At 56.4% G+C, this 26,430-nt stretch carries 19 protein-coding genes; 10 read left to right on the forward strand and 9 right to left on the reverse strand.

The window, feature by feature from the left end; all coding sequences use genetic code 11:
- Positions 1–71 precede the first annotated feature (71 nt).
- The 6 genes from Abin_RS05560 to purM form a co-directional block, all read right to left on the reverse strand.
- Positions 72–1,199, reverse strand: a complete 1,128-nt coding sequence (locus Abin_RS05560; RefSeq protein ID WP_048845353.1) for a glycosyltransferase family 4 protein — start codon at positions 1,197–1,199, stop codon at positions 72–74.
- 11 nt (positions 1,200–1,210) lie between these two features.
- On the reverse strand, positions 1,211–3,343 hold the full coding sequence (locus Abin_RS05565) for a heparinase II/III family protein (protein ID WP_048845354.1): 2,133 nt from the start codon (positions 3,341–3,343) through the stop codon (positions 1,211–1,213).
- A 105-nt stretch (positions 3,344–3,448) separates the two neighbouring features.
- Positions 3,449–4,114, reverse strand: coding sequence for a ribulose-phosphate 3-epimerase (gene rpe / locus Abin_RS05570; RefSeq protein ID WP_048845355.1), 666 nt, complete (start codon positions 4,112–4,114; stop codon positions 3,449–3,451).
- A 90-nt stretch (positions 4,115–4,204) separates the two neighbouring features.
- The gene (locus tag Abin_RS05575) at positions 4,205–5,536 is read right to left on the reverse strand and encodes an RsmB/NOP family class I SAM-dependent RNA methyltransferase (protein ID WP_048845356.1); all 1,332 of its coding nucleotides are present in this window, start codon (positions 5,534–5,536) and stop codon (positions 4,205–4,207) included.
- 48 nt (positions 5,537–5,584) lie between these two features.
- Positions 5,585–6,208 (reverse strand): phosphoribosylglycinamide formyltransferase, encoded by a 624-nt coding sequence (gene purN, locus Abin_RS05580; RefSeq protein ID WP_048845357.1) that lies wholly within the window; start codon positions 6,206–6,208, stop codon positions 5,585–5,587.
- Complete coding sequence (gene purM / locus Abin_RS05585) at positions 6,205–7,290, reverse strand: phosphoribosylformylglycinamidine cyclo-ligase (RefSeq protein WP_048845358.1); 1,086 nt, start codon at positions 7,288–7,290, stop codon at positions 6,205–6,207. Before purM ends, purN begins: the two co-directional genes overlap by 4 nt.
- 101 nt (positions 7,291–7,391) lie before the next feature.
- On the opposite strand from purM, the gene Abin_RS05590 reads away from it, so the two are divergent.
- From Abin_RS05590 to Abin_RS05630, 9 genes are all read left to right on the forward strand, one after another.
- Positions 7,392–8,267 (forward strand): P-loop NTPase family protein, encoded by an 876-nt coding sequence (locus tag Abin_RS05590; protein ID WP_174766814.1) that lies wholly within the window; start codon positions 7,392–7,394, stop codon positions 8,265–8,267.
- Between the two features lie 187 nt (positions 8,268–8,454).
- Entirely contained in the window at positions 8,455–10,545 is a 2,091-nt protein-coding gene (locus Abin_RS05595) for a S46 family peptidase (RefSeq protein WP_048845359.1), read from the forward strand.
- Between the two features lie 236 nt (positions 10,546–10,781).
- Positions 10,782–13,061 (forward strand): RNA degradosome polyphosphate kinase, encoded by a 2,280-nt coding sequence (locus Abin_RS05600; RefSeq protein WP_048845360.1) that lies wholly within the window; start codon positions 10,782–10,784, stop codon positions 13,059–13,061.
- Between the two features lie 64 nt (positions 13,062–13,125).
- Positions 13,126–14,622 (forward strand): Ppx/GppA family phosphatase, encoded by a 1,497-nt coding sequence (locus tag Abin_RS05605; RefSeq protein ID WP_048845361.1) that lies wholly within the window; start codon positions 13,126–13,128, stop codon positions 14,620–14,622.
- A gap of 209 nt (positions 14,623–14,831) precedes the next feature.
- Positions 14,832–17,171, forward strand: a complete 2,340-nt coding sequence (locus tag Abin_RS05610) for an adenylate/guanylate cyclase domain-containing protein (RefSeq protein WP_048845362.1) — start codon at positions 14,832–14,834, stop codon at positions 17,169–17,171.
- Entirely contained in the window at positions 17,168–18,052 is an 885-nt protein-coding gene (locus Abin_RS05615) for an MlaE family ABC transporter permease (RefSeq protein WP_052948169.1), read from the forward strand. The genes Abin_RS05610 and Abin_RS05615 overlap by 4 nt, the downstream gene beginning before the upstream one ends.
- Before the next feature lies 1 nt (position 18,053).
- Positions 18,054–18,755 (forward strand): ABC transporter ATP-binding protein, encoded by a 702-nt coding sequence (locus tag Abin_RS05620; RefSeq protein WP_048845363.1) that lies wholly within the window; start codon positions 18,054–18,056, stop codon positions 18,753–18,755.
- Positions 18,755–19,705: an MlaD family protein gene (locus Abin_RS05625; RefSeq protein WP_048845364.1), complete on the forward strand. Its 951-nt coding sequence runs from the start codon at positions 18,755–18,757 to the stop codon at positions 19,703–19,705. The genes Abin_RS05620 and Abin_RS05625 overlap by 1 nt, the downstream gene beginning before the upstream one ends.
- Positions 19,702–20,631 carry a hypothetical protein gene (locus tag Abin_RS05630; RefSeq protein ID WP_048845365.1) on the forward strand — a complete coding sequence of 310 codons (930 nt, stop codon included), beginning with the start codon at positions 19,702–19,704 and terminating at the stop codon, positions 20,629–20,631. Before Abin_RS05625 ends, Abin_RS05630 begins: the two co-directional genes overlap by 4 nt.
- A gap of 57 nt (positions 20,632–20,688) precedes the next feature.
- Here Abin_RS05630 and Abin_RS05635 read toward each other — a convergent pair whose 3' ends face one another.
- Together Abin_RS05635 and guaD are read right to left on the reverse strand one after the other, a co-directional pair.
- A complete protein-coding gene (locus Abin_RS05635) occupies positions 20,689–21,351 on the reverse strand; it encodes a hypothetical protein (protein ID WP_048845366.1) in 663 nt (220 codons plus the stop codon).
- Between the two features lie 43 nt (positions 21,352–21,394).
- The gene (gene guaD, locus Abin_RS05640; protein ID WP_048845367.1) at positions 21,395–22,732 is read right to left on the reverse strand and encodes a guanine deaminase; all 1,338 of its coding nucleotides are present in this window, start codon (positions 22,730–22,732) and stop codon (positions 21,395–21,397) included.
- A 165-nt stretch (positions 22,733–22,897) separates the two neighbouring features.
- Between guaD and Abin_RS05645 the strand changes: the two genes are divergently transcribed.
- Positions 22,898–23,908 carry an ion channel gene (locus Abin_RS05645; protein WP_048845368.1) on the forward strand — a complete coding sequence of 337 codons (1,011 nt, stop codon included), beginning with the start codon at positions 22,898–22,900 and terminating at the stop codon, positions 23,906–23,908.
- Between the two features lie 135 nt (positions 23,909–24,043).
- Here the strand turns inward: Abin_RS05645 and Abin_RS05650 are convergent, their stop codons facing one another.
- Entirely contained in the window at positions 24,044–26,263 is a 2,220-nt protein-coding gene (locus Abin_RS05650) for an FUSC family protein (RefSeq protein WP_255319259.1), read from the reverse strand.
- Positions 26,264–26,430: the final 167 nt, after the last annotated feature.

The raw sequence follows: 26,430 nt of genomic DNA on the forward strand, positions 1-26,430 counted from the left end.
TCTATTGTGGAACTTTATAAAGCGCGGCCGCTTTGCAGGACAACTTTCTGCAAGCCGACAGACGTTTGGCCCTAAGCCGATTTTGGCATGGTGCCCGTCAGTAATCGGGCTGTGTGCTCGGTAATTTTATGCTCTTCATAAAACATAAGGGCCCGTTGCCGCCCTGCTGACCCCATTTGGGTGCGTAAGGCAGGGTTCTGGCTTAGGGTGCGAAGGGCCGCCGCTAATGGGGCGACTGTGCCTGCGGGCACAAGTAACCCGGTTTCATTCTGCACAATCTGTTCCCGCGGGCCGCTGATATCCGTGCTTACGATCGGGAGGGCTGTCAGCATGGCTTCAATAATCGACATTGGCAGCCCTTCAAAATGGCTAGGCAATGTGAAGATATCGGCTGCGGCCAGCAAGGCAGGAATATCAGTGCGATACCCAAGGCATTTAAGGCGTGGGCCGAGGGCTGCGTGTGCGCGGTCAAAGCAGTCATCCAGCATATTGCCATGGTCGGAGGGCAGGCGTTCCCCCACTACCCAGAGTTCGGCATGCGGTACAGCTTGCATGGCTTCCAGGAGTTCGGGGTAGCCTTTGTGCCGCACCAACCGGGAGACTACGATAATAACGGGTGTGCTTTCAGGCGTGTCGAGTTCCGTCCTGATCCGCCCGCGGGCTTCGGAATCAGGTTTGAAGATGCGACTGTCTCTTCCGTTGCCAATGGCGATCGGGTTGGCATGGATGTGTAACCGTCGCGCGTCTTCTGCTTCTTCCTGCGAAACGGTTAGGAAAACGTCGGTCAAATGGCCACACAGTTTTTCAAGCACAAGCGCCAAGGCACGGCGCGCATGGGACCCAGGTTGATTGAACAGAAACCCGTGGCACGTATAGGCAATGCGCGGCACACCACATAATTTTGCAGCCACGCGGGCAAGAATACCACTGATGGGCATATGGGCATGCACAATATCCGGCTTTTCCCGCCGTATCAGCTTGAGCAATGCCCAAAAGGCGCGAGCCTGTGCGATGGGAGAAAAAGACCGCGCAAAAGGCAGCGTTTCTATCCGAAAGCCTTCCTCTTGCGGCACTTTAAGAAGGGGGCCGTCCGCGCAGACGCCAACAACGTCATGCCCTTCGTCCCGCAATGTGCGCATTAAAGGCAGAAGAAAATGAGTTAATGAAAAATCGACGTTGGTGATTTCAAGAATTTTCACGGACCAGAAACTTATTCACTCACCAGAGAAAGCGCCCAGCGAATAGGCGGGCAGAATGACGGCTGTTGGTCATTCTGTTTTGCAAAAGGTGGCGGCAGCACGCCTGTTTCTGCGGCAGCATGCGCGGCTTCGGCTTTCCGCGCTTCTCGCGCAGCCGCCGCCTGTGCCCGCCGCTGTTCGGCAAAAAGAGCCTCCGCCATGCTGGGCTGCTGTTTGGCGGGAGCCCGGTGCAGATGCGTTACCCCGCCTAGCAGCGACGGAATGCTGTCTGCTGGGGGAGGGTCACGCATAATGGGGGCGTAATCATCTTCCTCCGCTGTCGGGGCGTGGGGCTGTTGTTCTACGATTGGCGCTGAAACAGAAGCCTCTACTGGGTGATCTTCGCTCGTGGCAGGCAGAGTGGCGTCACCAGAATGTGTGTAATCGTCCTGCTGACCATGAGTGTCGACAGTATGGATAGCTGTGGCATCCTGATAAAAGTTGTCAGGATGGTCTTCATAACCGGATTGCACGATGGGCGCTTCGGGTTCCGCTATGGGGTGACCGTTCTGTTCCATATGCTCGCCAGTCTCTGGGATGTCCTCTGCGGCAACGGGCACTGGTTCTGGGGGAGCAGTCGGTGTCAGAACAATTTGCAAGGAGGGAACGCGCTGCGGCCCCCCCAGATAAATGCTTTCTTCCACGCTTGCTCGTGCGTCTGACTGAAAGAGCCAACTTTCCTCCTGCGTGTGGAGGAGAAATCCGTTTTCCGCCTGCTCGACTGTGACGTCAGGGTGCAGATGAAAGCGCACCTGATAGTCGGCGCGGTTGCCGCCCTGTAGCGTTTCCTCGCCGCGCAGTGTCTGGCCATCTTTTCCCAGATAAAGCTGCCGCGCATACAGGCCGCCACCTTGGGCTTTGTAGCCGTCATGCGTCATATACAGCCAGTGGGCCCCATCCTGCGTGGCATGCGCCTGCGTCACCTTCGGCCGTTTTGTAACGGCCCCTGTGGGGTCAATGCTGATGGGCGAAATCTCGGCAAATTCCAGCACGGAATGGGCTGCTGCCTGTCGCAGGGCCTGCGCCCAGCCCCGCTGCGTGCTGGCCCCGCAATTTACAATCAACCGCTGACGGCCAGATGAGAATTCAAACGACAGCATACCTGCATGGGCAGTTTTATCGTAACCAGTGGGGGCAGAGGTGCCGGTATCTGCTATCAGCAGGGCGCGACCACTGGCCAGACGGCTGTATCCGGTTTCTGGCAGGCTGGCTGACAGAATACGGCTGCGGGATGCACGATTTAGCACATGCTCAATCAACTGCGCATTGCGTTCCATGCTGCCATTGAACAGCATTAACCCACCATCGCCATGCCGCATGGCGCGCAGTACGGGGGCAGCACGATCTGCTGCTTCCATCAATGTGGTAGGCAGCGGCAGACGACCAGTCTGCAGAATGCTCAACATTTCTGCCAGTTCGCGCACTGTCTGAAACTGGTCTTCGGGGCAGCGAGTTTTATGCCCCCCATCAGGCAAGATCTGTTCCTCAATCTCATCGTCAATCAGTTTGAGGTAGCGGGATAGAAATTCAGGATGGTCAGGAACCGCAACGGCAACAGCCAGCAGACCTTTCAGCGCTGTCAGGGCATGCCAGCCCTCGGCTTCATCCGGCATCAGGGCCATGATGGAGCGCGCTTCCATGATAAGGGCGGCCATAAGGGACTGGCGAAAACTATCGTCAGCCGCAGCGGCAAAAAATTCGTAGTAAGACAGCCACGCTGCAAGCCGTGCGCCCGTTATGGACGGGTCAGATACAGGGCGTTCAGCGGCCGGCATGGTAATCCATGTTGCGACCAGACTGCGTGCCTTGATACGCGCAGAGTCCGCCCCCAGTTCCCGCAGGTCGCGCAGCCAGCCAAAACTTTGTAGCCAGCGACGGTAAGAGTCAGGCCATGCCGGGTTATCCCATTGCCTGTGCTGAAGGTTTCGTAATTCGCCTTCGAAAAGCGTCTGATTGCGCACCAGCCGTTCCCCCACAATGGGGTCTCCGGGCCAGGGGTCACGTAATGTCAGCGCCGGTGCAGCAGGCACACGGCCAAAACCACCCAATGGGTTGCGCATGGCAAGCGCAAGGCGGGTATTACGGGTCCAGCGGCGCAGGGGCATCAGATGGTGGGTGCTCCGGGGCTAGAGGAAAACAAGAAACAACCAGATAAGCCGATCACAGGTAACGTGGCAGACTGGAAAATGGTTTCGGTAAAATCATGTGTTTCAGCCTGTGGGCCGAAGGGCTTCTATGGCAGCTTTGTAGTCAGGCTGCGCGTAAATGGCGCTGCCCGCTATCAACACATCCGCCCCTGCCGCAATGGCTTGCGGGGCGGTGGCTGGATCAATGCCTCCATCAACCGCCAGGCGGATATCACGGCCGCTTTTGGTAATCATGTCGCGCAGGCGACTAATTTTCGGCAACTGACTGGCAAGGAACTTTTGGCCACCAAAGCCGGGGTTAACCGTCATGACCAGAATGACATCCACCATATCCATAATTTCACTAATGGCTTCTGGTGGGGTGGCAGGACACAGCACAATGCCCGGCTTTGCCCCTAATGCGCGAATCTGTTGCAGGGATCGGTGCGCATGTGGCCTGGCTTCGATATGGATCAGAATATGGTCAGCCCCGGCTTTGGCAAAAGCCTCAAGATACGGGTCTGCCGGTTCGATCATCAGATGCACATCGAACGGTAGTTTTGTGCGGGGGCGCAACGCTTTGACAATCTGTGGCCCGAACGAAATGTTGGGCACAAAATGCCCATCCATGACGTCAAGATGAATCCAGTCGGCCCCGGCCTGCACAATGGCATCCACTTCTTCTCCCAAACGGGCGAAATCAGCGGCAAGAATACTTGGGGCGATAAGAGGGCGCGTTGCGGTGGTCATGCTTTTGGTTATCCGCAATCCCGCGACAACGCGCAACTCTGTTCAGGTGTGTTTTCCGGTATTTAACAGCTTTTCTGCGTTGTGCGCCTGTTATGCCTTTGGCACCGTGAAGCGCGCAACAAAGAAGCCATCCATTCCTCCAACGTCTGCCCACATACCGGGGTGTGTGCGCAACCAGCCTTCAGGCGTGATGGCTTCTGGCAGGAAAGGGAGCTCTTCCGCAGTGAAAGGCGATGGCTCCAGCCCAAGGGCCAAGGCCGCACGGGCGCGTGCCGGGCCTTCTTCCTCTTGCAAGGAACACACGGCGTAAATCAGGCGTCCGCCCGGTTTCAGCATCGCTTTAGCGGCTGCCAGTAGGCGGTCTTGCCCGGCAGTAAGGGCTGTCAGATCGCGTGGTCGTTTGACCCACAACACATCTGGGTGACGACGTGCCGTGCCTGTGGCCGAACACGGGGCGTCAAGCAGAATGGCATCAAGCGGGGCTTTGGGAGTCCATGTGGCCGCATCGGCCTGTACAATCTCAACTGGGTAGGACAGGCGGTCCATGTTTTCGCGCAGGCGGGTCAGACGATTTGCGTTCTGTTCAACGGCTGTCACGTTTGCGCCAGTTGCGGCAAGCTGCGCGGTTTTGCCGCCGGGGGCCGCACAGAGATCAGCGACAAACTCACCCGGCTGGGCATTTAACAGACGCGCAGGCAGAGTGGCCGCAGCATCCTGCACCCAGAACGCACCGTCTTCATATCCCGGAAGTTCTGTAACGCGGGTGCCAGCAGGCAGACGGATAGAGCCATTAGGAAGCGCCTCACCGCCTTCAGGTGCGGTTGCACCGGGGCGGAGCGTAAGGTCAAGCGGTGCTTCCTGACTGATTCCGCGTGCAATGGCGCGTGGCACTCCTTTGCCCAGAGTACTCCATGAACTCCAGAGCCATGCCGGGATATCCAGTCGGGCTTCATCCAGCCCTTCCAGCAATGCGGGGCCTTTGTCAGCAACTTTCCGCAGCACTGCATTGGCCAGTCCGGCAAAAGGGGCCAGCTTGCGGCGGCGTAGAAGCGAAACGGTGGTGCCGACAGCGGCGTGGGGCGGTGTTTCCAGAAACAGAAGTTGTGCGCAGCCCATCATCAGTGCCACGCGTACGGGTTCTGGTGGCTCCTTCCGCAAAAAGGGTTCCAGCACCGTGCGGAGCGTTCCCATATGCCGAAGGGTTGCTGCGGCCAGCCGGTGTGCGGCGGCGCGGTCTCGTGCCGGGGCGTCATGTTCCGTGGCGGAGCGAGACAGGCTGTTTTCAAGCATGCGGCGGTGTTCAACCACACCGCACAGAATATCAAAGGCCACATCCCGCGTCGGGTCAGCAGGCTGGGGGGCGTTTCCCGGGCGGGACGCGCCGCGCTGTCTGGGTTTGCGGGGGCGGGGTTCTGCTGTCATCAACTCACTATCGGGTCTGGCGTAACGTCAAAAAAGGCGCGCAGATGGTCAGGCCACCAGCAACGCGGTCTCGGCTTGGCAGGAAGGCGCGGCTTTGTCCAGAAAATGGCGCAGGGCGCGGGGGTAAAGCCGGTGTTCTTCCCGCAGAACGCGGGCTGCCAGAAGGTCTGCCGTGTCACCGGGTAGAACAGGCACTGCGGCCTGACCCAGAATGGGGCCTTCATCCATACCTTCTGTGACAAGATGCACGGTGCAACCATGAATACGTACACCAGCGTCCAAAGCCCGCTCATGCGTATGCAGGCCGGGGAAAGACGGCAGCAGGCTGGGGTGGATATTCAGCATTTTGCCTGCCCATTCCGTGGTCAGAAAAGGCGTGAGCAACCGCATATATCCGGCAAGGCAGACGGCTTCGGCACCTGCTTCAAGCAGACTGGCATGAATAGCCTGTTCGTGTGCTGTCCGATCTTTTTTGAATGGACGATGATCAATCGCCTTGGTCGGCAGGCCTGCCTTGCGCGCCATGTCCAGCCCCGGCGCATCCGGGTTGTTGCTTAACACCAGACAGATGCGGGCTGGAAAATCAGGCGCGTTGCAGGCTTCAATCAACGCTGTGGCATTGCTGCCCCGGCCGCTAAGAAGCAGGGCGACCGGTGTTTTTTTGCCCATCATGCTGCGTGAAAATCCGGGCAGGCCGTCATCCGTAAACCGGGTTTTGCACTGCTGTCTGCGGCTTTGGCAATATGGCCGATCAGGGTGGCTTCTTCGCCCATGTCTTTCAGCGCAGCGAGCGTTTCTTCCGGCTTGTGTGTTACCAGCACCATGCCAACGCTACAGTTGAACACACGCAGCATTTCTTCATTAGCGACGTTCCCTGTGCGGGCCAGCCAGTTGAACACTGGCAGAACGGGCCATTCGGCATCAATCACGGCATCCAGCCCGTTAGGCAGAATACGCGGCAGATTGCCCGGCAGGCCGCCGCCGGTAATGTGGGCGGCTGCATGCAGAAGGCCTGCGCGGTGCAGGTTCAGAACCGGGTGAACATATAGGCGGGTGGGGGCAAGCAATGCTTCCCCCAATGTTTTGCCGGGAGCGAACGCAGCCGGGTCAGTCCATGCCAAATGTGCATCGGCGACAATACGCCGCACCAGAGAAAACCCGTTGGAATGAATGCCGGAAGACGGCAGGGCAATCAGGGCATCCCCTTCCGAGATATTGGCTGGCAGCAGAGCCCCACGTTCAGCAGCACCGACGGAAAAGCCTGCCAGATCATAATGACCATCGGCATACATGCCCGGCATTTCAGCGGTTTCCCCACCGACCAGCGCACAGCCTGACTGTTCACAGCCTTGGGCAATGCCCCGAACAACCTTTGCCGCACTGTCAACTGACAGACGGCCTGTAGCGAAGTAATCTAGGAAGAACAGCGGTTCAGCGCCCTGCACAATCAGGTCGTTCACGCACATGGCGACCAGATCAATCCCAACCGTTTCATGCAGGTTGGTATCAATGGCCAGCGTCAGTTTAGTGCCTACGCCATCGGTGCAGGAAACCAGAACGGGGTCCTTGAAGCCGGCGGCTTTCAGATCAAACAGGGCACCAAAGCCGCCAAGTCCACCCATAGTGCCGGGACGGTCTGTTGCTTTGGCGGCGGGACGAATGGCGTCAATCAAAGCTTCTCCGGCTTCAATATCCACGCCAGAGTCACGATATGTGAGGCCGGAAGATGGAGTGCTGGAAGAATGAGACGTCATACGGGTGCTCTTGGTCTGATAAGGGGTCGATGCATCGGGCAGGGTAGGGTAGCTTCCCTGCGGGTAGTCTTTACGGCAGGAGACGCGACACGCAAAGCGGCATGAAACGGATTGTAGGAACAAAAACGGCGTCACACGCCCGGAAACAGGCCAAATCTGGCAGCCTCCCCCCGCCAGATGAAGCTCTCGGGGCGGATTTGGGCACCCGACAGGACGGAGATGCGCCAGAAGCAGAGGTTTCTGATACGGGCGCACAGGGTGTGGCGGAACAGGGGCGTGCGGAACAGATTGCACTGCCCTTTGCCTATCGACCCCGATTCGGACGGTCTGATTTTGTTGTTGCACCGTCAAACGCCGCTGCCCGCGCGTGGGTGTTGGACGCTGAAGCCCTGTGGCGCTGGCCCGAAGGTCGTATGGTGTTGTGGGGGGACAGCGGAACGGGCAAGACGCATCTGCTCTCGGTCTGGGCGGCACGGCATGGAGCCCCTGTTATTGAAGGCAGCCGTCTGAATGCCCACGATGTGGCAGATTTATTCAGCGAAGGTGGGTTCCGTGCCCTCGCGCTTGATAATGCGGACCATGTGCGGGATGAGCATGATCTGCTGCATCTGATCAATCTGGTCCGGGAACAGCGTATGACGTTGCTCATGGCAGCGCGCTCTGCACCGTCGCGCTGGCCCATCGGTCTGCCAGACCTTGCAAGCCGGGTTCGGGCAACGGCTTCCGTGCCCATTGGTCAGGCAGAAGAAGAATTATTGCGACGCCTGTTTCTTCGCCTGCTGGCAGAGCGGCAGATTGTAGTAGCGCAACCCGTAACCGACTGGCTGTTACGGCGCTTGCCCCGCAATGCACGCGCCATCCGGGATATGGCGGCGTTGCTAGATCAGGCTGCCTTGGCTGCAGGGGGGAAAGTGACGCGCGCTCTGGCCGGTACCGTGCTGGAAACCTTGTTGGCGCAGGAGGCCGAGCAGGAGTGAGCCTGTAACACGCTATGAAGATGATATGGTATTACCGAGCACCCTGACGACACAGGCACCAGCTCACTGAATGCTTTTGACCGCCGTGGTATGATTCTCATGGCTGACTTGCTCTTATGTCAGAACTGATACACAGTCTGCCTACCGAATGTTACGGTGTAACATTATTGCAGAGAGCGTATTAAAAATGGCGAAAATTCTGGGGCGTGCCCTTGTGCCGCTGGCAATTCTGGCCTGTGCGCCAGCTATTGTACCCTATGCCCATGCTGATGAAGGCATGTGGACAATGGACAACCTGCCCGTAAAACAGATGCAGGAACGCTATCAGTTCACACCGTCAAAGGAGTGGATTGAACGCGTTACCAAGGCTTCAGCCCGTCTGGCTTTGGGGTGTTCTGCGTCTTTTGTATCAGCCGATGGATTGGTGATGACCAATCATCACTGTGCGAATGAATGCCTTCAGCAGCTTTCAGGCAAAGGGCATAACTATTTTCAGGATGGTTACAGCGTTAAAAACCAGACTGAAGAACAGCGTTGCCCGGCAATGGAACTCAACCAGCTTGATTCCATTACCGATGTAACAGACCGGATGCAGGCTGCCCTGAAAGGCAAGGAAGGCGAGGCCTATACCAAGGCGCGTCAGGCTGAAGAAAGCGCTATTGAAAAAGAATGTGCTGGCACAGACGCCAAGACATGGCGCTGCGATGTGATCAGCCTGTATCATGGTGGTCGTACGGCCCTGTACCGCTACCGGCGTTATCAGGATGTGCGTATGGTCATGGCACCAGACCAGAACGCCGCTTTCTTTGGGGGCGACCCGGATAACTTCAATTTCCCGCGCTATGACCTCGATATGGCGTTCCTGCGGGTTTATGAAGACGGCAAACCCGCCAAGGTATCAGCGTATCTGCCATTCGACGCGGAAGGCCCCAAAGCGGGTGAACTGGTCTTTACGTCTGGTAACCCCGGTTCGACCGAGCGTGAAGTGCCGCTGGCAGACCTTGAGTTTTCCAGAAACATGACAGTGCCATTTGTCATAGATCTCTATTCAGCGCTGGATGGGGCTTTGTGGCAGTACAGCCGTGAAAGCGTTGCGCACCATCAGGAAGCGCAGGAACGGATTTTCGGTATTGAAAACAGCCTGAAAGTCTATCGCGGTCGGGTGCCGGTTCTGGCTGACCCCAAGCTGCTGGATGCCAAGGCAAAAAGCGAAGCCAGCCTGCGTGACTGGATTAACGCAGACGACTCTCGCAAGAAAATCTATGGCGACCCGTGGGCAAAAAATGCCAAGGCGCTGGCTGTTAAACAGCAGATTTTCAAACCCTATGCCATGCTTGAAGGCTCAATGGGTTTGCAGGGAGAACTGTTCTCCTACGCCAAGTTGCTGGTGCGTGCTGCCAACGAACGTCAGAAACCCGATGCCGAGCGTCTGACAGCGTATCATGATGCCCGTCTGCCTGCGCTTGAAGCGGAACTTGGTTCTACAGCGCCGGTTTATCCTGACCTCGAAAAGACCGAACTTGCTTTCTCTCTCACCAAACTGCGTCAGGTTCTGGGCGCGGATGATGAGATTGTGAAAATGGTTCTGGGCAAGGCTGCCCCGGATGATCTGGCTGTATCGCTGGTCACTGGCAGCAAGCTGGCAGACCCCAAAGTGCGTCTGGCACTGTGGAAAGGTGGGGCCAAGGCGATTGAAGCGTCTCAGGACCCCATGATTGTTCTGGCCCGCAAGGTTGAGCCTCTGGCCCGTGCGCTGCGTAAGCGGATGGATGATGAAGTTGCTGCGCCGTCCCGTCAGGCAACGGAAGCGATGGCAAAAGCTCGCTTTGCGCGTGATGGCGTGTCCTCTTATCCGGATGCAACATTCACCCAGCGTCTGTCTTTCGGTCAGGTTAAAGGCTGGGACGAAAACGGAAAACAGATTGAACCCTTCACCTATTTCTCTGGTCTGTATGACCGGGCAACCGGGTCTGATCCGTTCAAACTGACCAAGCCGTGGCTGGACGCCAAGCCCCACCTGAACATGAAAACCCCGTTCGATTTTGCCTCTACTAATGACATTATCGGCGGTAATTCAGGCTCCCCGGTTATTGACGCAAAAGGTCATGCTGTCGGGCTGATTTTTGACGGTAACATCCACTCGCTGGGTGGGGATTTCTATTATGATGAAAGCACCAACCGCGCCGTAGCGGTGGATAGTGCCGCCATTCTGGAATCCCTGAAGTCCGTTTACAAAAATCAGGCTCTGGCAGACGAACTAGTGAAAGGTCATCTGTAATCTGGCTGCCTAAGCGCGCCTTTACAGTCTATCGCTGTCTATAAGTAAGTAGGCTCGCAGGGGAAACTCTGCGAGCCTTTCTGTTTTGTGACGGGTGTGGTGACACAAAACCGTAACATATCCTCCGCTTCTCCTGTGCAATCGCTTTGCAGTATGCTTTGCTTGGGCAAAATAAACGATGCACCACGCATGGCTTGGTGTGGACAAAACGAAGATGAACAGGGGAGACGGCAGCAGTGACGGCACAGGGGAAAAAGGGAACAAGATCCGCCAGTGCCACGAGGACGCCCGCCCGCAGGCGGACAGCCACGCGCAGCACGCCCCGGACGCCGCGTAAAAAACCTGCTGCCCCCAAAATCACCTTTGACTCTCCACAACGGTTCATCAACCGTGAACTCTCTTGGCTGGATTTTAACCAGCGGGTGGTTGAAGAGGCCGATAATACGCGTAATCCGCTGCTTGAGCGGCTGCGCTTCCTGTCCATCAGCGCCAGCAATCTGGATGAATTTTATTCCGTGCGTGTGGCCGGTCTGGTGGGGCAGGTGCGTGAAGGGCTGGTTGCCCTTTCCCCAGATGGACTGACACCTGTTGAACAGCTTGAAGCCGTGCGCGAACGCTGTGCGACCCTGCTGCGGGAACAGCAGCGGATATGGACAGAGCTGCGGGGTGCGCTTGCGCAGTCAGGGGTGGTTCTGTGCGATCCGTCTGATCTGTCTGATACAGACCGCGCATGGCTGGAAACTTGCTTCATGGATCGGGTATTCCCCGTGCTCACGCCATTGGCGGTTGACCCGGCGCATCCGTTGCCGTTCATCCCGAATATGGGGCTGGCGCTAGGCCTGAGGCTACTATCGGCTGAAAACGGTGCGTTTGCCATGAACGCCCTTATTCTGCTGCCATCACAGGTTGAGCGCTTTATCCGTCTGCCGACGGAGCAGGGTGATGCAGCCGGTAGCCGCACCATCCGTTTCATTCGGTTGGAAGATTTGATTACGCTCTGCATGGATAAGCTGTTCCCCGGCCTGACGGTGGGCGAAAGCGGCATGCTGCGCGTGGTCCGTGATACGGACGTGGAGTTTGAGGACGAAGCCGAAGATCTGGTTCGCTCCTACGAAACAGCCCTGAAGCGCCGCCGCCGTGGGGTCGTCATTCATCTTGATATGGAAGAACGGATACCTGACGAACTGGCCGAGGCTATAGCCTCTGGCCTTGATCTGCCGTCTGAAGAAATCGCCGTGCATTCAGGCATGATTGGCGTAGTTGATCTGAAGCAGATGATTGTGGATGACCGCCCTGATCTGCTGTTCAGCCCATACACGCCGCGTTTTCCTGAACGGATACTGGACTTCAATGGTGACTGCTTTGCCGCCATTCGGGCCAAGGACCTGTTGGTCCATCATCCGTTTGAAAGCTTTGACGTCGTGGTGCAGTTTCTGCGGCAGGCGGCCCTTGATCCGAATGTCATTGCTATCAAGCAGACCCTGTATCGCACATCGCGCGACTCACCTATTGTCAAAGCCCTGATTGAAGCGGCCGAGGCCGGGAAATCCGTCACGGCTATGGTAGAGCTTCGGGCCCGGTTTGATGAAGAAGCCAACATCCGTCTGGCGCGTGCGCTTGAAGCGGCTGGCGTGCAGGTGGTGTTTGGCTTTGCGGACCTGAAAACCCACGCCAAGCTCAGTCTTGTTGTGCGGCGCGAGGGCGCACAGGTGCGGTCTTACGCGCATTTTGGCACGGGAAACTATCACCCCATCACCGCCAAGATTTACACGGATTTATCGTTCTTTACCTGCAAGCCAGAACTGGCGCGGGATTCTGCGCGGTTGTTCAATTACGTGACCGGCTACGCCATGCCTGCGGAAATGGAAGCGATTTCGTTCTCTCCCATCACCATCCGGCGCACGTTGATTGAGCTGATTGAAGAAGAAATGGCCCATGTCAAAGCGGGCCGTCCGGGCACAATCTGGCTGAAAATGAACTCGCTGGTTGACCCGGCGCTGATTGACCAGCTCTATCGGGCATCTTGCGCCGGGGTAAAAATTGTCGGGGTTATCCGGGGTATCTGCTGCTTGCGGCCCGGTGTGCCGGGTTTGTCTGAAAACATCCGTATCAAATCCATTGTCGGGCGTTTTCTGGAACATTCGCGTATTTTTGCGTTTGGTAATGGGCATCGCCTGCCGTCACGCTATGCAAAGGTCTATCTGTCTTCCGCTGACTGGATGACCAGAAACATGGACTGGCGCGTCGAAAGCATGGTGCCGGTGACAAACCAGACCGTGCATGCCCAGATGCTAGGGCAGATTATGGTGTCAAACCTGAAGGATAATCTGCAATCCTGGATGCTGGAACAGAATGGCGCGTGGCACAGGCTTAGCCCGGGTGCGCGCCCGTTCTCGGCACATGACTGGTTCATGACGCATCCGTCGCTTTCTGGCCGTGGGTCTGCCGCGCATGAAGGGCCTATCCGCGCTCCGGCTTCTCTGCCGTCATCAAAGGACATGCTGTTTGATGAATAAAAGAGTTTGCAAACAGAAGCCGTGCAGGGTTTTCCCGCTGTGTTTTCCAGAGTAAAACGCCTGCATGCAAACTGATACACCACGCCGTTCGGCCGTTGTTGATCTGGGCTCCAATTCGGTTCGCCTTGTGGTTTTTGAAGGTGTATCGCGGAACCCTGTTCCTATTTTCAATGAAAAGGCCGTTCTGCGTCTTGGGCGGGGCCTGACGGCCACTGGCCGCCTGAACGAAGAAGGTGTCAGCATGGCTATGGAAGTGCTCAGTCGCTTCCACGCCATTGCCCGCGCCATGAACGCCGAGCCCTTTGAGATTCTGGCTACTGCTGCCGTGCGTGACGCCACCAATGGCCCGGATTTTGTCAAAGCATTGCGCGAGAATATGCCGGGGGTGCCTATCCGTATTCTCTCGGGTGAGGAAGAAGCTGATCATTCTGCCATTGGCGTGATGTGCGGCATCCCGGAAGCATCTGGGCTGGTAGCGGACGTTGGCGGTGGGTCGCTTGAACTGATCAGACTGACAAGTAATGGCCGACACGACGCCAATACCCTGCCGCTGGGTGTTATCAGACTGAGCGACCGCGCGAAGGGCGATCTGAATGTCGCCAAAAATCTGGCAGATGCGGATATTGGCGGGGTGGACTGGTTGCCGCAGGTAAAAGGCGGTACATTATATCTGGTGGGCGGGGCCTTCCGTGCGCTTGCGCGTTTGCATATTGCCCGCATGCAATACCCGCTAAACATTGTCCATTATTACACTCTTGGCCTTGAAGAGGCACGAGAAATGACGGGCTGGTTGCTCCATGCGCCGCGCCGTAGCCTTGAACGCCTGCCGGGGGCTCCTAAAAAACGGCTGGATGATATTCCGTTTGCCGCCACGGTGCTGCGCCGCTTACTGCGCAAGGTTCAGCCTGAACGGGTGATTTTCTGCGTCGATGGCCTGCGTGAAGGCTGGTACATGCTGAATGTTGCACCGGATTTTCTGCCGCAGGACCCGATGCAGGTTGTCGCGCACGATATGTGCAGCCGTCTGGGCCGCAGCAATACGCTGCCCGATGTTCTGATGAACTGGACAAACGGGCTGTTTGCGGACGAAACGCTGCATCAATCGCATTTGCGCCGCATTGCCTGCTGGCTGTCAGATGTGGGTAGCCATGATCACCCGGAATATCGTGCTGAACAGACATACTGGCGTATTTTGCGCCTACAGGGCGTTGGCTTTGACCATGAAGCCCGTGCGTGGCTGTCTCTGGCACTGGCGGTTCGCTACGCGGCTGACCTGAACGCCGAGTTCCTGTCAACATCCAGAACCCTGCTGGATGAAAAGCAGTGGAAGCAGGCAGTTGTTCTGGGGCTGGCTCTTCGGTTGGCTTATTCTGTCTCAGGCGGTACGGACGTGTTGCTTGAAGGCACGGCCCTGACATGGGAAGGCAGGGAACTTGTGCTGCGCCTCGGGTCCTCTCGCGTGGCCGTGCGCGGTGAAAGCGTGGGCCGAGGGCTGACCCGCTTGGGGCAGGCGCTTGAGGTCCAGACACGTGTTGAAGCAGAACAGTTGGTTACGCCCTAACTCAGTGCTGGTTGCCCCCTCTTTTTAGCGAAACAGGTTTGCAGGGAAACCAAAGGTTTGTTCATCCCTTAGGGGTGGACAAGCCTGTCTGTTCTGGGCACCATTACAAAATCTACACCTAATCCGGCAGATGTCTGGTTTCAGGCATGACGTTGTGTTTGACCTGCGGGACAAGGGCATCCGTGACCGTAGTCAGTGGAAAATAGCACGTGCCTTCTGATGAGATAATCGACCCGACCTTGCAGCACGATGTCTCCGTGCGCCGTGTGCTGTTGCATCTGGTTTTGCCGCTGCTGTCGCTGGTGTTGGGGATTGTGGCGGTTATCCTCATTGGTGTGCATTCCTACCGCACGACCCGCGCCGGTGTGGAAACACTGACGCATGAACTGCTGGGGGCTGTTCAGCACTATATTGCGCAGGAAGTCTCGGACTACATCAGGCCGGCTCTGGGCGGGAACATTATTGCCAGCAGCATGATAGAGCATGTGCCCGCCGGTGTGCAGGAACGTGTGTTCTATTCATATGGCGCAGCCATGCTACGCAGCATCCCGCAGTTGCAGTCATTCTATCTGGCGGATGATCAGGGTCACTTCATTCTGATCACCCGGCATGGAAAAGACGGAAAACAGCAGGAGCGCACGACGCTGCAAGTGCATGATAGTCGTAAGGTTTTTCACCACGACTATTACACAGACGACGGCGTAAAGGTGGGCGAAGCAGATGACCCTGCGCCCGAAGACTATGACCCGCGCAAACGGGCCTGGTATCAGAATACCGAGGGCACGGACGCTATTAAATGGACCCAGCCGTTCCTGTTTCCGACGGATAAGCAGTTTGTCATGACCAGTTCGCTGCGCTTCAAAGGGCAGGATGGTCATACACTGGTTTTTGCAACCAATATTTCTCTGAACGCGCTCAGTACTTTTCTGGACAATATCAAGGTCGGGAAGTCGGGTAACGCCATTGTTCTTGATAAACAGGGGCGGGTGATGGCGGGCCGTAATCTGATGCAGATTGCAGAATCTGCCGGGTGGGACCCGAACAAGATGGTGCTCGACCCTAAAACCCATCCGGTTTTTGCGCGCGGGTATGATCATTACCGCGTGCATGGTCTGGGGCCGCGCAGCTTCACCATTAATGGCAAGCAATATGTTACCATTGCTGCGCCGCTTCCCAATTCGACTGAAGGGTGGATATTGCTGCTTTCCGCCCCTGAAAGTGATTTTGCCAGCTTTGCCAAACAGAGCAGCCAGCAGAGCCTTCAGTTTGCAGGCGTTATCATTACCTTTTCGCTGGTCTTGGCCGCATTGCTTATCCGGCAGGTTCGCCGGTCAGAGCGGAGTGCCCGGCTTCTCAAGCGGCAGGATACACAGATTGCCCACGAAACTTCTGCCGTGCAGCAGGTGGCGGCCACGCCTGCATTGTTTGACCCGGCGAATGACGCTTTGGTGCTGACTGAACAACTTGCCTACATAACCAATGCGCATCGCGCCAGCATCTGGCGGTTTCTGCACGATGGGTCAGCCATGATCTGCGAAGATTCGTATGATCAGAAGCAGGATGCCCATTCCGGCGGTTTTGAAATGTCGCGTTCCGAACTGGATGAGTTTTTCAAAGCGGTTGAGGATGGTGAAGCCTTTACGCTCCCCAATGCGGCGATAGACGCCCGCACAACCCAGTTTGAACGGCTGGTCATGCGTGAAATTGGCACGCATGTTCTGGCGGTTTACCCCATTCATGGTGCAGGCGGCGTATTGGGTGCTGTGGTGCTTGAGGATGCGACCATGGCCCCGCATCTGGTTTATTTTGTTGACCTTGTGGCGTCTATTGCCGGTATGCGGCTAATGGCGTTGCAGGGCGTTTCTTCCCCGGAAGATGAAAAAGCATCAGGCGATGACGGCGGATTCCACGCTGCATTGCAAAACGCAGCGTCTCTGCCCGCAACCCGTTTTGATAATATGCTGATGCATGCGCCAGAAGTGGGCGGTGTCAGTTCATCGGGGATTTACCCGGCTGTTGCCGTGCTGGTCATTACGTTTTCTGACCCCGTTGTGGATGGAGAGAAAGAGACCGAGGGTCTGCTGGCCTTGATCAATCAGTTGGCCACCGAAGTGCAACGTGTTGCGCAGGAGCGGAAACTGTTTGCGGTTGAGGTCGCCGGTCACAGGATGATCTGCATGGCAGGCTGCACGCCAGATGAAGACCCGACAGCCGTGATCCGCATGGCAGATGCCGCGTTGACGATGCGAGAAACCTTCATGGCGGCGCTGGCCGCAGCCGACCTTGAACCCGTGTTTACCATGGGGCTGGATTACGGGGCTGCGTTTGGTGGCGCTGTTGGGGAAGACCCGAAAGTGTTCAACCTGTGGGGGCAGACTGTTTCTTTGGCCGAGCTGATGGCGCAGGGGGCAGCAGACGCAGGCACCATTCAGGTGACGGAGCGGGTCTATAGTGCGCTACGTGACCGTTATCTGTTCCGCAGCCGTGGGGCATTCTTTGCACCACATCTGGGGCTGGGGCGTGCCTACGTTCTGGCAGCGCGACGATGAGCGCCGCCCCGCGCGAACCCGGTGCAGACCGTGACCCGGTGCTGGAGGCCGATACCGCCAGCCGAAACGTGCACCAGCGTTTTGTTCTGCATGAATGGATACGCGTCAAGCTGGCATGGTTGGGCAGGCTGACACGGCATCAGGCATGGTTTCTGCTCATCATGCTTGGCGCAAGCTGGGGGGTGGTGTTTGAAAGTTTCCGCTCCCACTCATGGCGCAGAACGGTCCGGTATGAATTCGGCGTTACGCTGAACAGTGTTATTGGTGGGGGGCTGATTGCCACGCTGTTTACTGGCACCCTGACTGGTGTGGCTGCGGTGTCGCAGACCATTTACTGGCTGGGTTTTGCTGGTTTGGCCAAAATGACAGGCTCTATCCTGATCAATGTTGTGGTGCGTGAAATTGCGCCTATTCTGGTTGGCATCATGCTGCTGGGCCGCAATGGGATGCTGTCCGTTACGGAACTTGGGTTGCTGACAACGGGCGGGCAGATACGCTCCATGCAGGCGCAGGGGCTTGATCCGTTTCTGCTTCTGGTTGTGCCCCGCACGCTGGCGTTTACGGTTGGCGGGTTTACGCTGGGTATTCTGTTTTCTTTCGCGGCCCTGCTGACAGGGTACGTTATCAGTCGGATATCGGGTGTTATTACCAATCCGGTCTGGACGTTTTTTTATGATGTGGTGGTTGCCATGTCGCACATGGATTATCTGATCATTCCTCTAAAATTTATTACCGTGGGGTTTGTGGTCGGGTTGGGGGGCTGCCTGACCGGGTTGACCGCCACCAGTGAAGATAATCTGCGTACGCTGTTGCCTCGTGGTTTTTCGCGCGGGCTGCTGATTGTCATGGCAGTCAGCGTTCTGTTCAGTCTGGACCTGTAAGATGGACACACGAACAGTTGGCCCGCTGCTTGAACTGAATAAGGCCGTACCGTCTTTTGAAGAAAGCGGCCTGCCACCTGTGCCGTTCAGCATGCGGATTATGCCCGGCGAGTGTGTGGTGGTTGAAGCGCGTGATGCCTCACGCGCCACTATGTTTGCCGATATGTGTGCGGGGCTTGTGCCGCTTGATGATGGGTCGGTAAAATTCATGGGGCTGGATTGGGCCACCCTGAAAGACCGGGAAATTAACGCCCTGCGGGGGCGCATTGGCCGGATTACCCGCAGGCCGAGCTGGCCTGAGTTTTTAAGCACGCATCTGGGCATTGCGCTTCAGCAGTTGCACCACACCAACCGCCCGCTTGATGAGGTGGTTGCCGAGGCATCACGGTTAAGCGAATGGTTTGGTCTGCCGGGGTTGCCCGTCTTGCGGCCAAGCATGCTTTCGGATTCTGATCTTTTACGGGCGGCCTGTGTACGGGCTTTTCTGGGCCGCCCACGCCTGTTGCTTCTGGAAGACCCGCTGGAGGCAAGTCCCGTCGATTTGGAAAACCCGTTTCTGGGGGCCATGACCGATGCACGGGATAAAGGGGCTGGGGTTATCTGGCTGGTACGGAATAATGCCATATGGCAGGCGTACCGGCAGGGTGTAACCAGTATGTGGCGTCTTGCCGATGATGGGCTAGTAGCAGTACGGACGGGGTAATGTTCCAGATCCGCTTACGACAGAAAGTTAAACCGCTTGTCTCTCTCCGCTATGCGGATGAATGGGTCGGCTTCCTTGTGCTTCTTAGCGTGGTGCTGTTTGCCGGCGCGGTAATAGAAGCCGGTGTTCTGCGCGACTGGCTGACGCCGCCAGCCAAGCTGCGCGTCACATTGCCCGCCGGGGGCGTGGGTGGCCTGACCGTGGGCGGGGATGTGCAGCTTCTGGGCGCACATGCGGGCACTATTCGGTCAATCAAACTCAATCCGTCAGGCGATATGTATGCGGTTGTTGACCTTGACCCGCAGATCAAGCCGTTCATTCGGCGTGACAGCACGGCCGTTATCCGCAAGCAGTTTATTGTGGCGGGCTCTGCCTATCTTGATCTGAACCGGGGTCATGGGGATGCTATGGATTGGGCGTATGCCGTCATCAATGCAACGCCTGCGCCTAACCCTGCGGATATGATAACGGCCACATTGAATGACATTCAGGCCCAGATCATGCCCGCCTTGGCCAGCGCACGGCATATGATGGCACAGCTTGATGCCACCATTACCGATATGCATGCGGGCAAAGGGTCTATCGGGCAACTGATGACCAATGATGATCTGATCCGTCAGGCACAGGCTGCCGCAGTGTCGCTCAATACAGTAATCGAACGACTGAAGCCGATTGAACAGCAGGTTTCCGGCATCATGAACAAGACTGATGCCACAATGGGAAATCTGAAATCTGCATCTCATGATCTGAAAGGTGCAACCCCGCATCTACCCGCTATTGCAGGTAGTGTAGAAGCCAGCACAGCGGACCTTCCGGCCCTGTTGGCGCAGGCGCAGACCACATTGTATGGGCTTGAAAAACTGACGGACCAGCTGCGCGGCATGTGGCTGCTAGGTGGCACCAAGGTCGATAAGAAAACGCGACTTGCACCAAAGCAGGTGCGGCCATGAGGCGCGTTCATGCGCTCCTCCTGCTAGGCCCGCTTTTTCTTGCGGGCTGTGGGGGTAAGGCAGAAGCACCGTCTGCACGGGATGATGCCCAGTGGGAACAGGCCATGACAGCGGGTCAGGATTCCTTTGATCTTGGCCGTTACAGCGTTGCCATAACCCAATTCCGTAAAGCATCGGAACTGGCGTTAATGCGCGACGATGGTGCCGCCACTGCCGAGGCTGGATACAATCTGGCGGTGGCGCAACTGGCCGCTGACCAACCAGCTGATGCCGTGGCCACCATACAAACGGCCCGGCAGGCCGCAATGCTACGTGGGCAGAATGGGCAGGCGGCGTTTGATCTGGTGGAAGCCGCGGCCGATTACCGACTAAAGCAGTTGCCCCAGTCCGTTCACTTGGCGTCGCAGGCTATGACGGCCGATGATTCGGCGGTGGCGGCGCGGGCTGCACTGATTCTGGGGCTGGCGGCAGATGAGGCGGGAGAAGCCTCCGCCCTTCAGCAGGCGAATGCTTATTTGCAAGGTATCAAGCCGCCACTTTCCCGTTCGGTTGAGGCCGATAAAGCAGAAATTTCGGCACGAACCCTGATGGCGAACAACCCGGCTGAAGCTGCAGAGCTTGCTGAAAAAGCCGCAAACCTGCGGCGTGATGATGCAGCCTATCGTGATATGTCTCGGGCATTAGCGCTTGCTGCGACGGCAACCGAAAGGGCAGGCGACCATCAGAAGGCTGCCGCATTGTGGGCGCGTGCTGCCCAGAGTGCTGCCATGCAGGCCAATAAGGCCGCCAGCACAGACACAACCACCGTTGCGCATGGGGCGTTCTTCAAAGGGGGCACGCGCACGGCTGAAAGTGATGCAGCACAGTGGGCCAGACTGGCTGGGGGCGTGTCACTGCACCCCTTTGCTGACCCAGCCAAAAAGTAAGCAAACATCAGCGAAGCGTGCAAAGCTGACAGCGTAAAAGTCAGCCTTGTCGGTCTGTTACTGAAGCAAACACTGGCCAACCGCCGGCGGCGCATCGCGCAGAAGAGGCACGCCGTGTTTAGGGGAATGCCCGTTTGTGATTGCGCCGAGATGAACTGACTGGTCAACCGTGTAAGTCGTGCCATTGAAATATGCTGGCGCAGCATAGCCCTGCAGGATGCCGCCCCCTGCAATCTGCACAGTTAAATCTGGCCAGCCATTGTGCTGCGTAGGAAGCTTTGTGATGGGCAGATGCACAACGGTGCGCGCTGTCATGACACGAAACACAGGGTAAGCGAGCGTTCTATCATCCCGATCGGCCAGAATGGTGGTTGCGCATCCTGCCGTTCCGCAAAAAGAGTTGGAAAGGATATAGGCAACCACATCCCGATGCTGGGGGCGAAGTGTTCCTACGGAGAGCACGATGGTTGCCTGATCAAGATCATCCTTGCCAGTCGCTTCAGACGGAGCGGGCAGGTTATAGGCCAGACGGAGTTGCTGTTTCAGATCGCTGATCTGCAAGGCCGTAAGAAATTTGGTATCACATGGTGGCGATTGCCTTAGCGCCCGAATATCGTCAGCGTGTGCTTCAGGCGGTGTCGCGGTCATGACACCGAATACACAGGCCGCAGCCGCCAGAGGTCTGGCAGATACCCAATAACGAGACGAAAAAGCCGACATGGAAACTCCTTATAGCGACTGGCTAAAATAGTGTGACAGCAGATTAACGCGGAGAGGCATCGGTTCGTTCGTGTACGCACTGGCCATTCACCCATGTGGCCTCGACACATCGGTCGTCACCTAGTGTCATCAAAACAAACAGTAGGTCAGCCACGTCTTTGCTTTCGCGTGCTCGGACCGCCAGAAGGGGTGTTGCTTCCGGATTTAATACGCACAGATCGGCCTCCATCCCTGGCGCAATGGTGCCAATTTTATCTTCCAGATGCAGAGCTTCTGCCCCGCCGCGTGTTGCAAGCCAGAACGCCTGAATGGCGTGCAACCGTTGTGCGCCCGCCATAAGAGAAACCTTATAGGCCTCACCCATAGTCGCCAGCAGCGAAAAGCTGGTGCCAGCCCCTACGTCTGTCCCTAGCCCAACATGCACAGGCCGATGGGCTGCTTTGGCATCAAACAAACGGAATAGCCCGCTGCCCAGAAAGAAGTTGGAAGTCGGGCAGTGGGCAAGGGCGCACCCGGTATCATGGCATTGCTGGAAATCATGCTCATGCAGATGAATACCATGACCAAAAATGGCACGCGGACCAACCAGCCCGGCTTGCTCATACACATCCAGATAAGACGTGCTGTTGGGGAACAGACGCGCGACTTCTTCAATTTCCTTCTGGTTTTCAGAAAGATGCGTCTGCATGAACAGCCCATCCCGGCTGCGATACAGGTCTCCGGCCAGTTCAAGCTGTTCGGGGGTGCTGGTAATGGCAAAACGTGGGGTGACGGCGTAAAGCTGCCGCCCCTTGCCATGCCAGCGTTCAATCAGGGCCTTAGATTGTTCATATCCGGTACGTGCGGTATCGCGCAGGTTATCGGGTGCGAGCCGGTCCATCAAAACTTTCCCGGCAATCATACGGGTGCCGATACGCTCTGATTCTTCAAAAAACGCATCAACAGAGTGTGGGTGCACGGTGCAATAGACTGCGGCGGTTGTGGTGCCGTTGCGCAGCAATTCCGCCATGAAGGTTTTAGCAATGGCTTGCGCTACCTGTTTATCAGCAAATCGCGCTTCGGCGGGGAAAACGTATTGTTGCAGCCATGCCAGCAGTTCCTCACCCCAGGACGCAATAACGGGGAGCTGCGGGTAATGAACGTGGCTGTCAATAAAACCAGCGCTGATCAGTCTGTTTGGATAGTGCTTTACGTTAACACCATCTTGCAGAAATACGCGTGTTTGGTCGTAAGGGCCACAATGGGTAATTTTCCCATCGGTTATCAGGATCAGCCCGTCTTCCTCAATAGACAGTGCCTCGTGCGGGGCGGTCACAAATGGATTGGCACGAAACGTGACAACGCATCCGCGCAGGGCGGCGTGACGGGCTGTGGCAGACATGGTGGCTCCTGATGATGCAAGGGGTACTCTCGGCCTTGTTACGCGGGTTTGCGCAACGGTTCCATGCGCAATTGAGCAGCGCGGAACAAAAGCTGCGGGTGTATCACCGCATCCCGGCACAGCCATGGTGGGTTTCATGGCGGCTTCGGCAGAAAAGAGGCAGACATGAAAAGCTTATGGCGGCGGGTCAGGGAAAAGCGTGAAGATCAGAAGGCAGCGCGATACACCAAGCTGGATGAACTGCCCCCGCAAGAGGGGGAACCCGGTAAGCCGCGCAAACCCCGGCTGAGCACAAAGGATGCCGTCAAGCGCTTTAGGGCGCACGCGCTGGTTGAAGAAAAAAGCCACCGCGACGTCGTGCGTGTGGGGCTGCGCGATAGTGTGTGGACAGATTTATACCACCACGCGCTGACAGCAAGCTGGCCTGCCTTCGCTTACACCGCTGTGCTGTCTTATTTTCTGGTTAATCTGTTTTTTGCCCTGCTGTACTGGCTGGCACCGGATCAGGTGACGGGTGACAGCAAGCACACGTTGCTCTCGCTTTTCTTCTTCAGTGTGCAGACCCTGTCCACTGTTGGCTATGGCGGCATGGTGCCGGTCGGGCTGTACTCAAACATAGTGGTCACGTTTGAAGTGCTGATTGGCATGATGATCAATGCGCTGGCCACGGGTGTTGTGTTTGCCCGTTTTGCGCGCCCACGTGCGCGGATCATGTTCAGTAATACAGCCGTAATCAGCAACGAAAACGGTGTGCCTGCACTGTGCATCCGCATAGCCAATTTACGGATGAGCGTGATTTTATCCGTGGATGTGGAGGTCGCGCTGTCGCGGCTGGTTATGGTTGAAAACGGGCATCTTGTGCGTCAGTTTGACCAGCTTCTGGTTGTGCAGTCCCACGTTCCGGTTCTGAAATTTGCATTTGTTATGGCGCATGTGATTGGGCCGGATAGCCCATTGCATGGCAAGACTGTCGCTGAACTGGAGCATGAAGAGGCCGAAATTGTCGTCACCGTAACCGGTACGGATGAAGCATTGGGCCAGACTGTTTTTGCCCGGACCGCCTATCGGTTTGACAAGGTGCGGCATAATCATCGCTTTGTGGATATTGTTGCGTCCCGCCCAGATGGACGGATAGCGGTCGATTACACGCGGTTTCACGATATTGAAGAACATTGACCTACGGCGCACGGTTTCCAATTCTATGCGCCATTCAGTTAAGTTTTTTGCGCCGGGTCATATTTTTTTGTTAAGTTGGTGCAGAAAAAAAGCATGTGCTTGTTTGATACGGCCACCCTACCGTTTAACGGGGGACTACGGACGGTTGTTCTGCGGAGCCCGAACATGAAAGCGGCGTGTCATATCAAGAAACGTCGCATTCTCGGCTAACTCGTGCCGCAGCACTTCCAGACTGCCAACGGCACGTGCAAGTTCAAGATGTGTGGACAGGTTATGTTTTTTCAAAGCTGCTTGAAGCGCCTTTTCCAACGCATGGGACGCTGCCTGGGCTGGCTGTAGAGAGTAGCCATGTATGTGGGAAATAGTTTTCAAAACATGCTGAATACTCTGGGCCTGTTCTGTCGGCAGGTTTTCATAGGTGAGAACGTGCTGAAGGCGCAAAACCACCAGACCAATTGTCATAAGCCCCATAGCGCCGGCCAGATAGGCTTCTGTTACCGGATCAGGCGAAGTGCCTGCATGCCTGATAATCTGTGCCAGTCTGCCACCGGAAAGCGCAATCCAGTCTGACGTTGAAAAGTCTTTTTGAGAGGATGCAAGATTGCGGAGGTCACGCACCAGTTTGCGGCGCAGTCTCCAGCGCTCTGCAGCAGCATCAAAAGGCAACACTAATCTGAATACCCACACACCAAGACCAATGCCCAGAACCACGGCCGGGGTGGAGTTCAACCACATAATTTCATCCATGCGCGTATGGTTTGCGGGGCCAACCATGAAGGGGAGAAAATTGTTGTAGGGGGCTGCTGTCCCTCCAAACGCGGGTGAACGCAATGCCAACCCGCCCACCAGCATGGGAAAAAACAGGGACGCCAGTAATGTCTCGTTACTGGCCTGTTGCGGTAAAATCCAGAAAACCAGAAAGAAGGATACAATTGCTGCCCAGACAGCCCCACGTAGAAAACCGTTTGATGCCTGCACCGGATTTTCAAATGATGAAAAGCGTGTGCTGGTAACAGCAACAAACATGGCGACAATCGCCCCCTCGGGCCATGCTGTGACTTCCCACAATAAACCGCCAATGCAGATTGCAACGGCAGACCGCAAACCATTATTCAACGCAAGTGTGAAATCTTTTTCGGGGTGTTGATCAAACCGAAAGTGATCATGTGGAAGCGGATGCTGCGTGGCAATGAAATGGGCCAGAGCGACATCCAGTTCCAGCAGGAGTTTGGCCAGAGCACCTTCCAGAATACGGCTTTCCAGAAGATCCCGCATTTCTGGTGTTGGGGACGTATTGGTTAGCCGGAGATTCTGAAAACGCACCAGATGATCAACTGCACGTTGAAGGCAATCCGAACGATGGTGCTGTAACATCAGGCGGATGGATGTTGCCGCTTCAACCGGATGATCGCCCATCAGTTGATTGGGAACCTGACTGAGCAGCAGGGAGATTTTTTGCAGCGTATTTTGAAAAACCTCAGGGAGTGGAGCGGCGGCGCGCATATGAATATGCAGGCTTAACCCGCGTGCCAGAAATGTTGAGATAGCCCCCAGAGACGCACGTGCGTGATCGCCTGCGTGAGAGTGTGGGCCCATTTCGATATCACTGAATTCAGTTTGATCAGCGAGTGAGGGAATGCTGCCTAACAATGCCCGTGACCGGAACAGTCCATCCTGATGGCCCAGTAGAAGGTCCGTCATACCGCGGCAGGCACCACACAGAGCATCTTGCAGGCGGCCCAGTATTTCCTGTTGTGCAACATGGTCAAGCCGTGGAGCAAACAGCATGGCCAGTCCGCTTTCACAGAGAATACCCAGCGTAATATAGGTGGTTCGTGAAAGGGCAATCATGAACACATTGTCCGGTTGATTGGCCGCGCTTAGCACAATAATGGTGCAGGTAAAGGCAATTAAAACTAATGCATATGAGCGGAAGTTTCTTAAAAAAGTGGCGTAACCGCAGCAGATACCAGCCCCCACGGCTAAAGCGGGGAATAATAGCCATGGGCTTTGTGGAAAGGCAGCCAGATAGGCAACGCCAGCAACCGCCCCGATAAAGGTACCGGCTAACCGCCATTTGGCTTTTGATAAACTCTGCCCACGCGAATTCTGTGCGACGATCCAGGCGGTCATGGGGGCCCATTGAGGGCTATCCATTTCCATCCACAAGGCAATGGTCAAAGCCAGCAGGGCTGCGCATGTGGTTCGTAGAGCAAACCCCAGATTAGCTGGGCTGGGGGCAAATAGCCATGCAAATGGGGTGGTTTCGTTCAGGCTTGTTCGTTGTTCGCTTATTTGGCTGGCCCATTGTCGCACACGGGCGGGTAGATAAGCAGAAAGTGAAAAAGCAAACACGGACAGATCATTCTCCCTCATCATGTTATAACACGATTGAGGGAGTAGAACGCATATTAAAATAGTTTTTCAGAATGATTGTGCAGAACTGCTTCGATCTATTTTCGCAGAGTGGCGGAACGTTGCAAAAAGCAGGGCTGTAAGAAAGCAAGGATGCGAGTTGGTAC

The organism is Acetobacter indonesiensis, assembly GCF_000963945.1.
In the GTDB taxonomy this organism is placed as follows: domain Bacteria; phylum Pseudomonadota; class Alphaproteobacteria; order Acetobacterales; family Acetobacteraceae; genus Acetobacter; species Acetobacter indonesiensis.

Excerpts from the sequence above, each read along its gene's own strand:
- Abin_RS05630 (WP_048845365.1), top strand. The coding sequence starts at position 19,702 with ATGAGGCGCGTTCATGCGCTCCTCCTGCTAGGCCCGCTTTTTCTTGCG.
- Abin_RS05575 (WP_048845356.1), bottom strand. The coding sequence starts at position 5,536 with ATGACAGCAGAACCCCGCCCCCGCAAACCCAGACAGCGCGGCGCGTCC.
- Abin_RS05620 (WP_048845363.1), top strand. The coding sequence starts at position 18,054 with ATGGACACACGAACAGTTGGCCCGCTGCTTGAACTGAATAAGGCCGTA.
- guaD (WP_048845367.1), bottom strand. The coding sequence starts at position 22,732 with ATGTCTGCCACAGCCCGTCACGCCGCCCTGCGCGGATGCGTTGTCACG.
- Abin_RS05635 (WP_048845366.1), bottom strand. The coding sequence starts at position 21,351 with ATGTCGGCTTTTTCGTCTCGTTATTGGGTATCTGCCAGACCTCTGGCG.
- purN (WP_048845357.1), bottom strand. The coding sequence starts at position 6,208 with ATGATGGGCAAAAAAACACCGGTCGCCCTGCTTCTTAGCGGCCGGGGC.
- purM (WP_048845358.1), bottom strand. The coding sequence starts at position 7,290 with ATGACGTCTCATTCTTCCAGCACTCCATCTTCCGGCCTCACATATCGT.
- rpe (WP_048845355.1), bottom strand. The coding sequence starts at position 4,114 with ATGACCACCGCAACGCGCCCTCTTATCGCCCCAAGTATTCTTGCCGCT.
- Abin_RS05645 (WP_048845368.1), top strand. The coding sequence starts at position 22,898 with ATGAAAAGCTTATGGCGGCGGGTCAGGGAAAAGCGTGAAGATCAGAAG.
- Abin_RS05565 (WP_048845354.1), bottom strand. The coding sequence starts at position 3,343 with ATGCCCCTGCGCCGCTGGACCCGTAATACCCGCCTTGCGCTTGCCATG.
- Abin_RS05605 (WP_048845361.1), top strand. The coding sequence starts at position 13,126 with ATGCAAACTGATACACCACGCCGTTCGGCCGTTGTTGATCTGGGCTCC.
- Abin_RS05595 (WP_048845359.1), top strand. The coding sequence starts at position 8,455 with ATGGCGAAAATTCTGGGGCGTGCCCTTGTGCCGCTGGCAATTCTGGCC.
- Abin_RS05615 (WP_052948169.1), top strand. The coding sequence starts at position 17,168 with ATGAGCGCCGCCCCGCGCGAACCCGGTGCAGACCGTGACCCGGTGCTG.
- Abin_RS05625 (WP_048845364.1), top strand. The coding sequence starts at position 18,755 with ATGTTCCAGATCCGCTTACGACAGAAAGTTAAACCGCTTGTCTCTCTC.
- Abin_RS05590 (WP_174766814.1), top strand. The coding sequence starts at position 7,392 with ATGAAACGGATTGTAGGAACAAAAACGGCGTCACACGCCCGGAAACAG.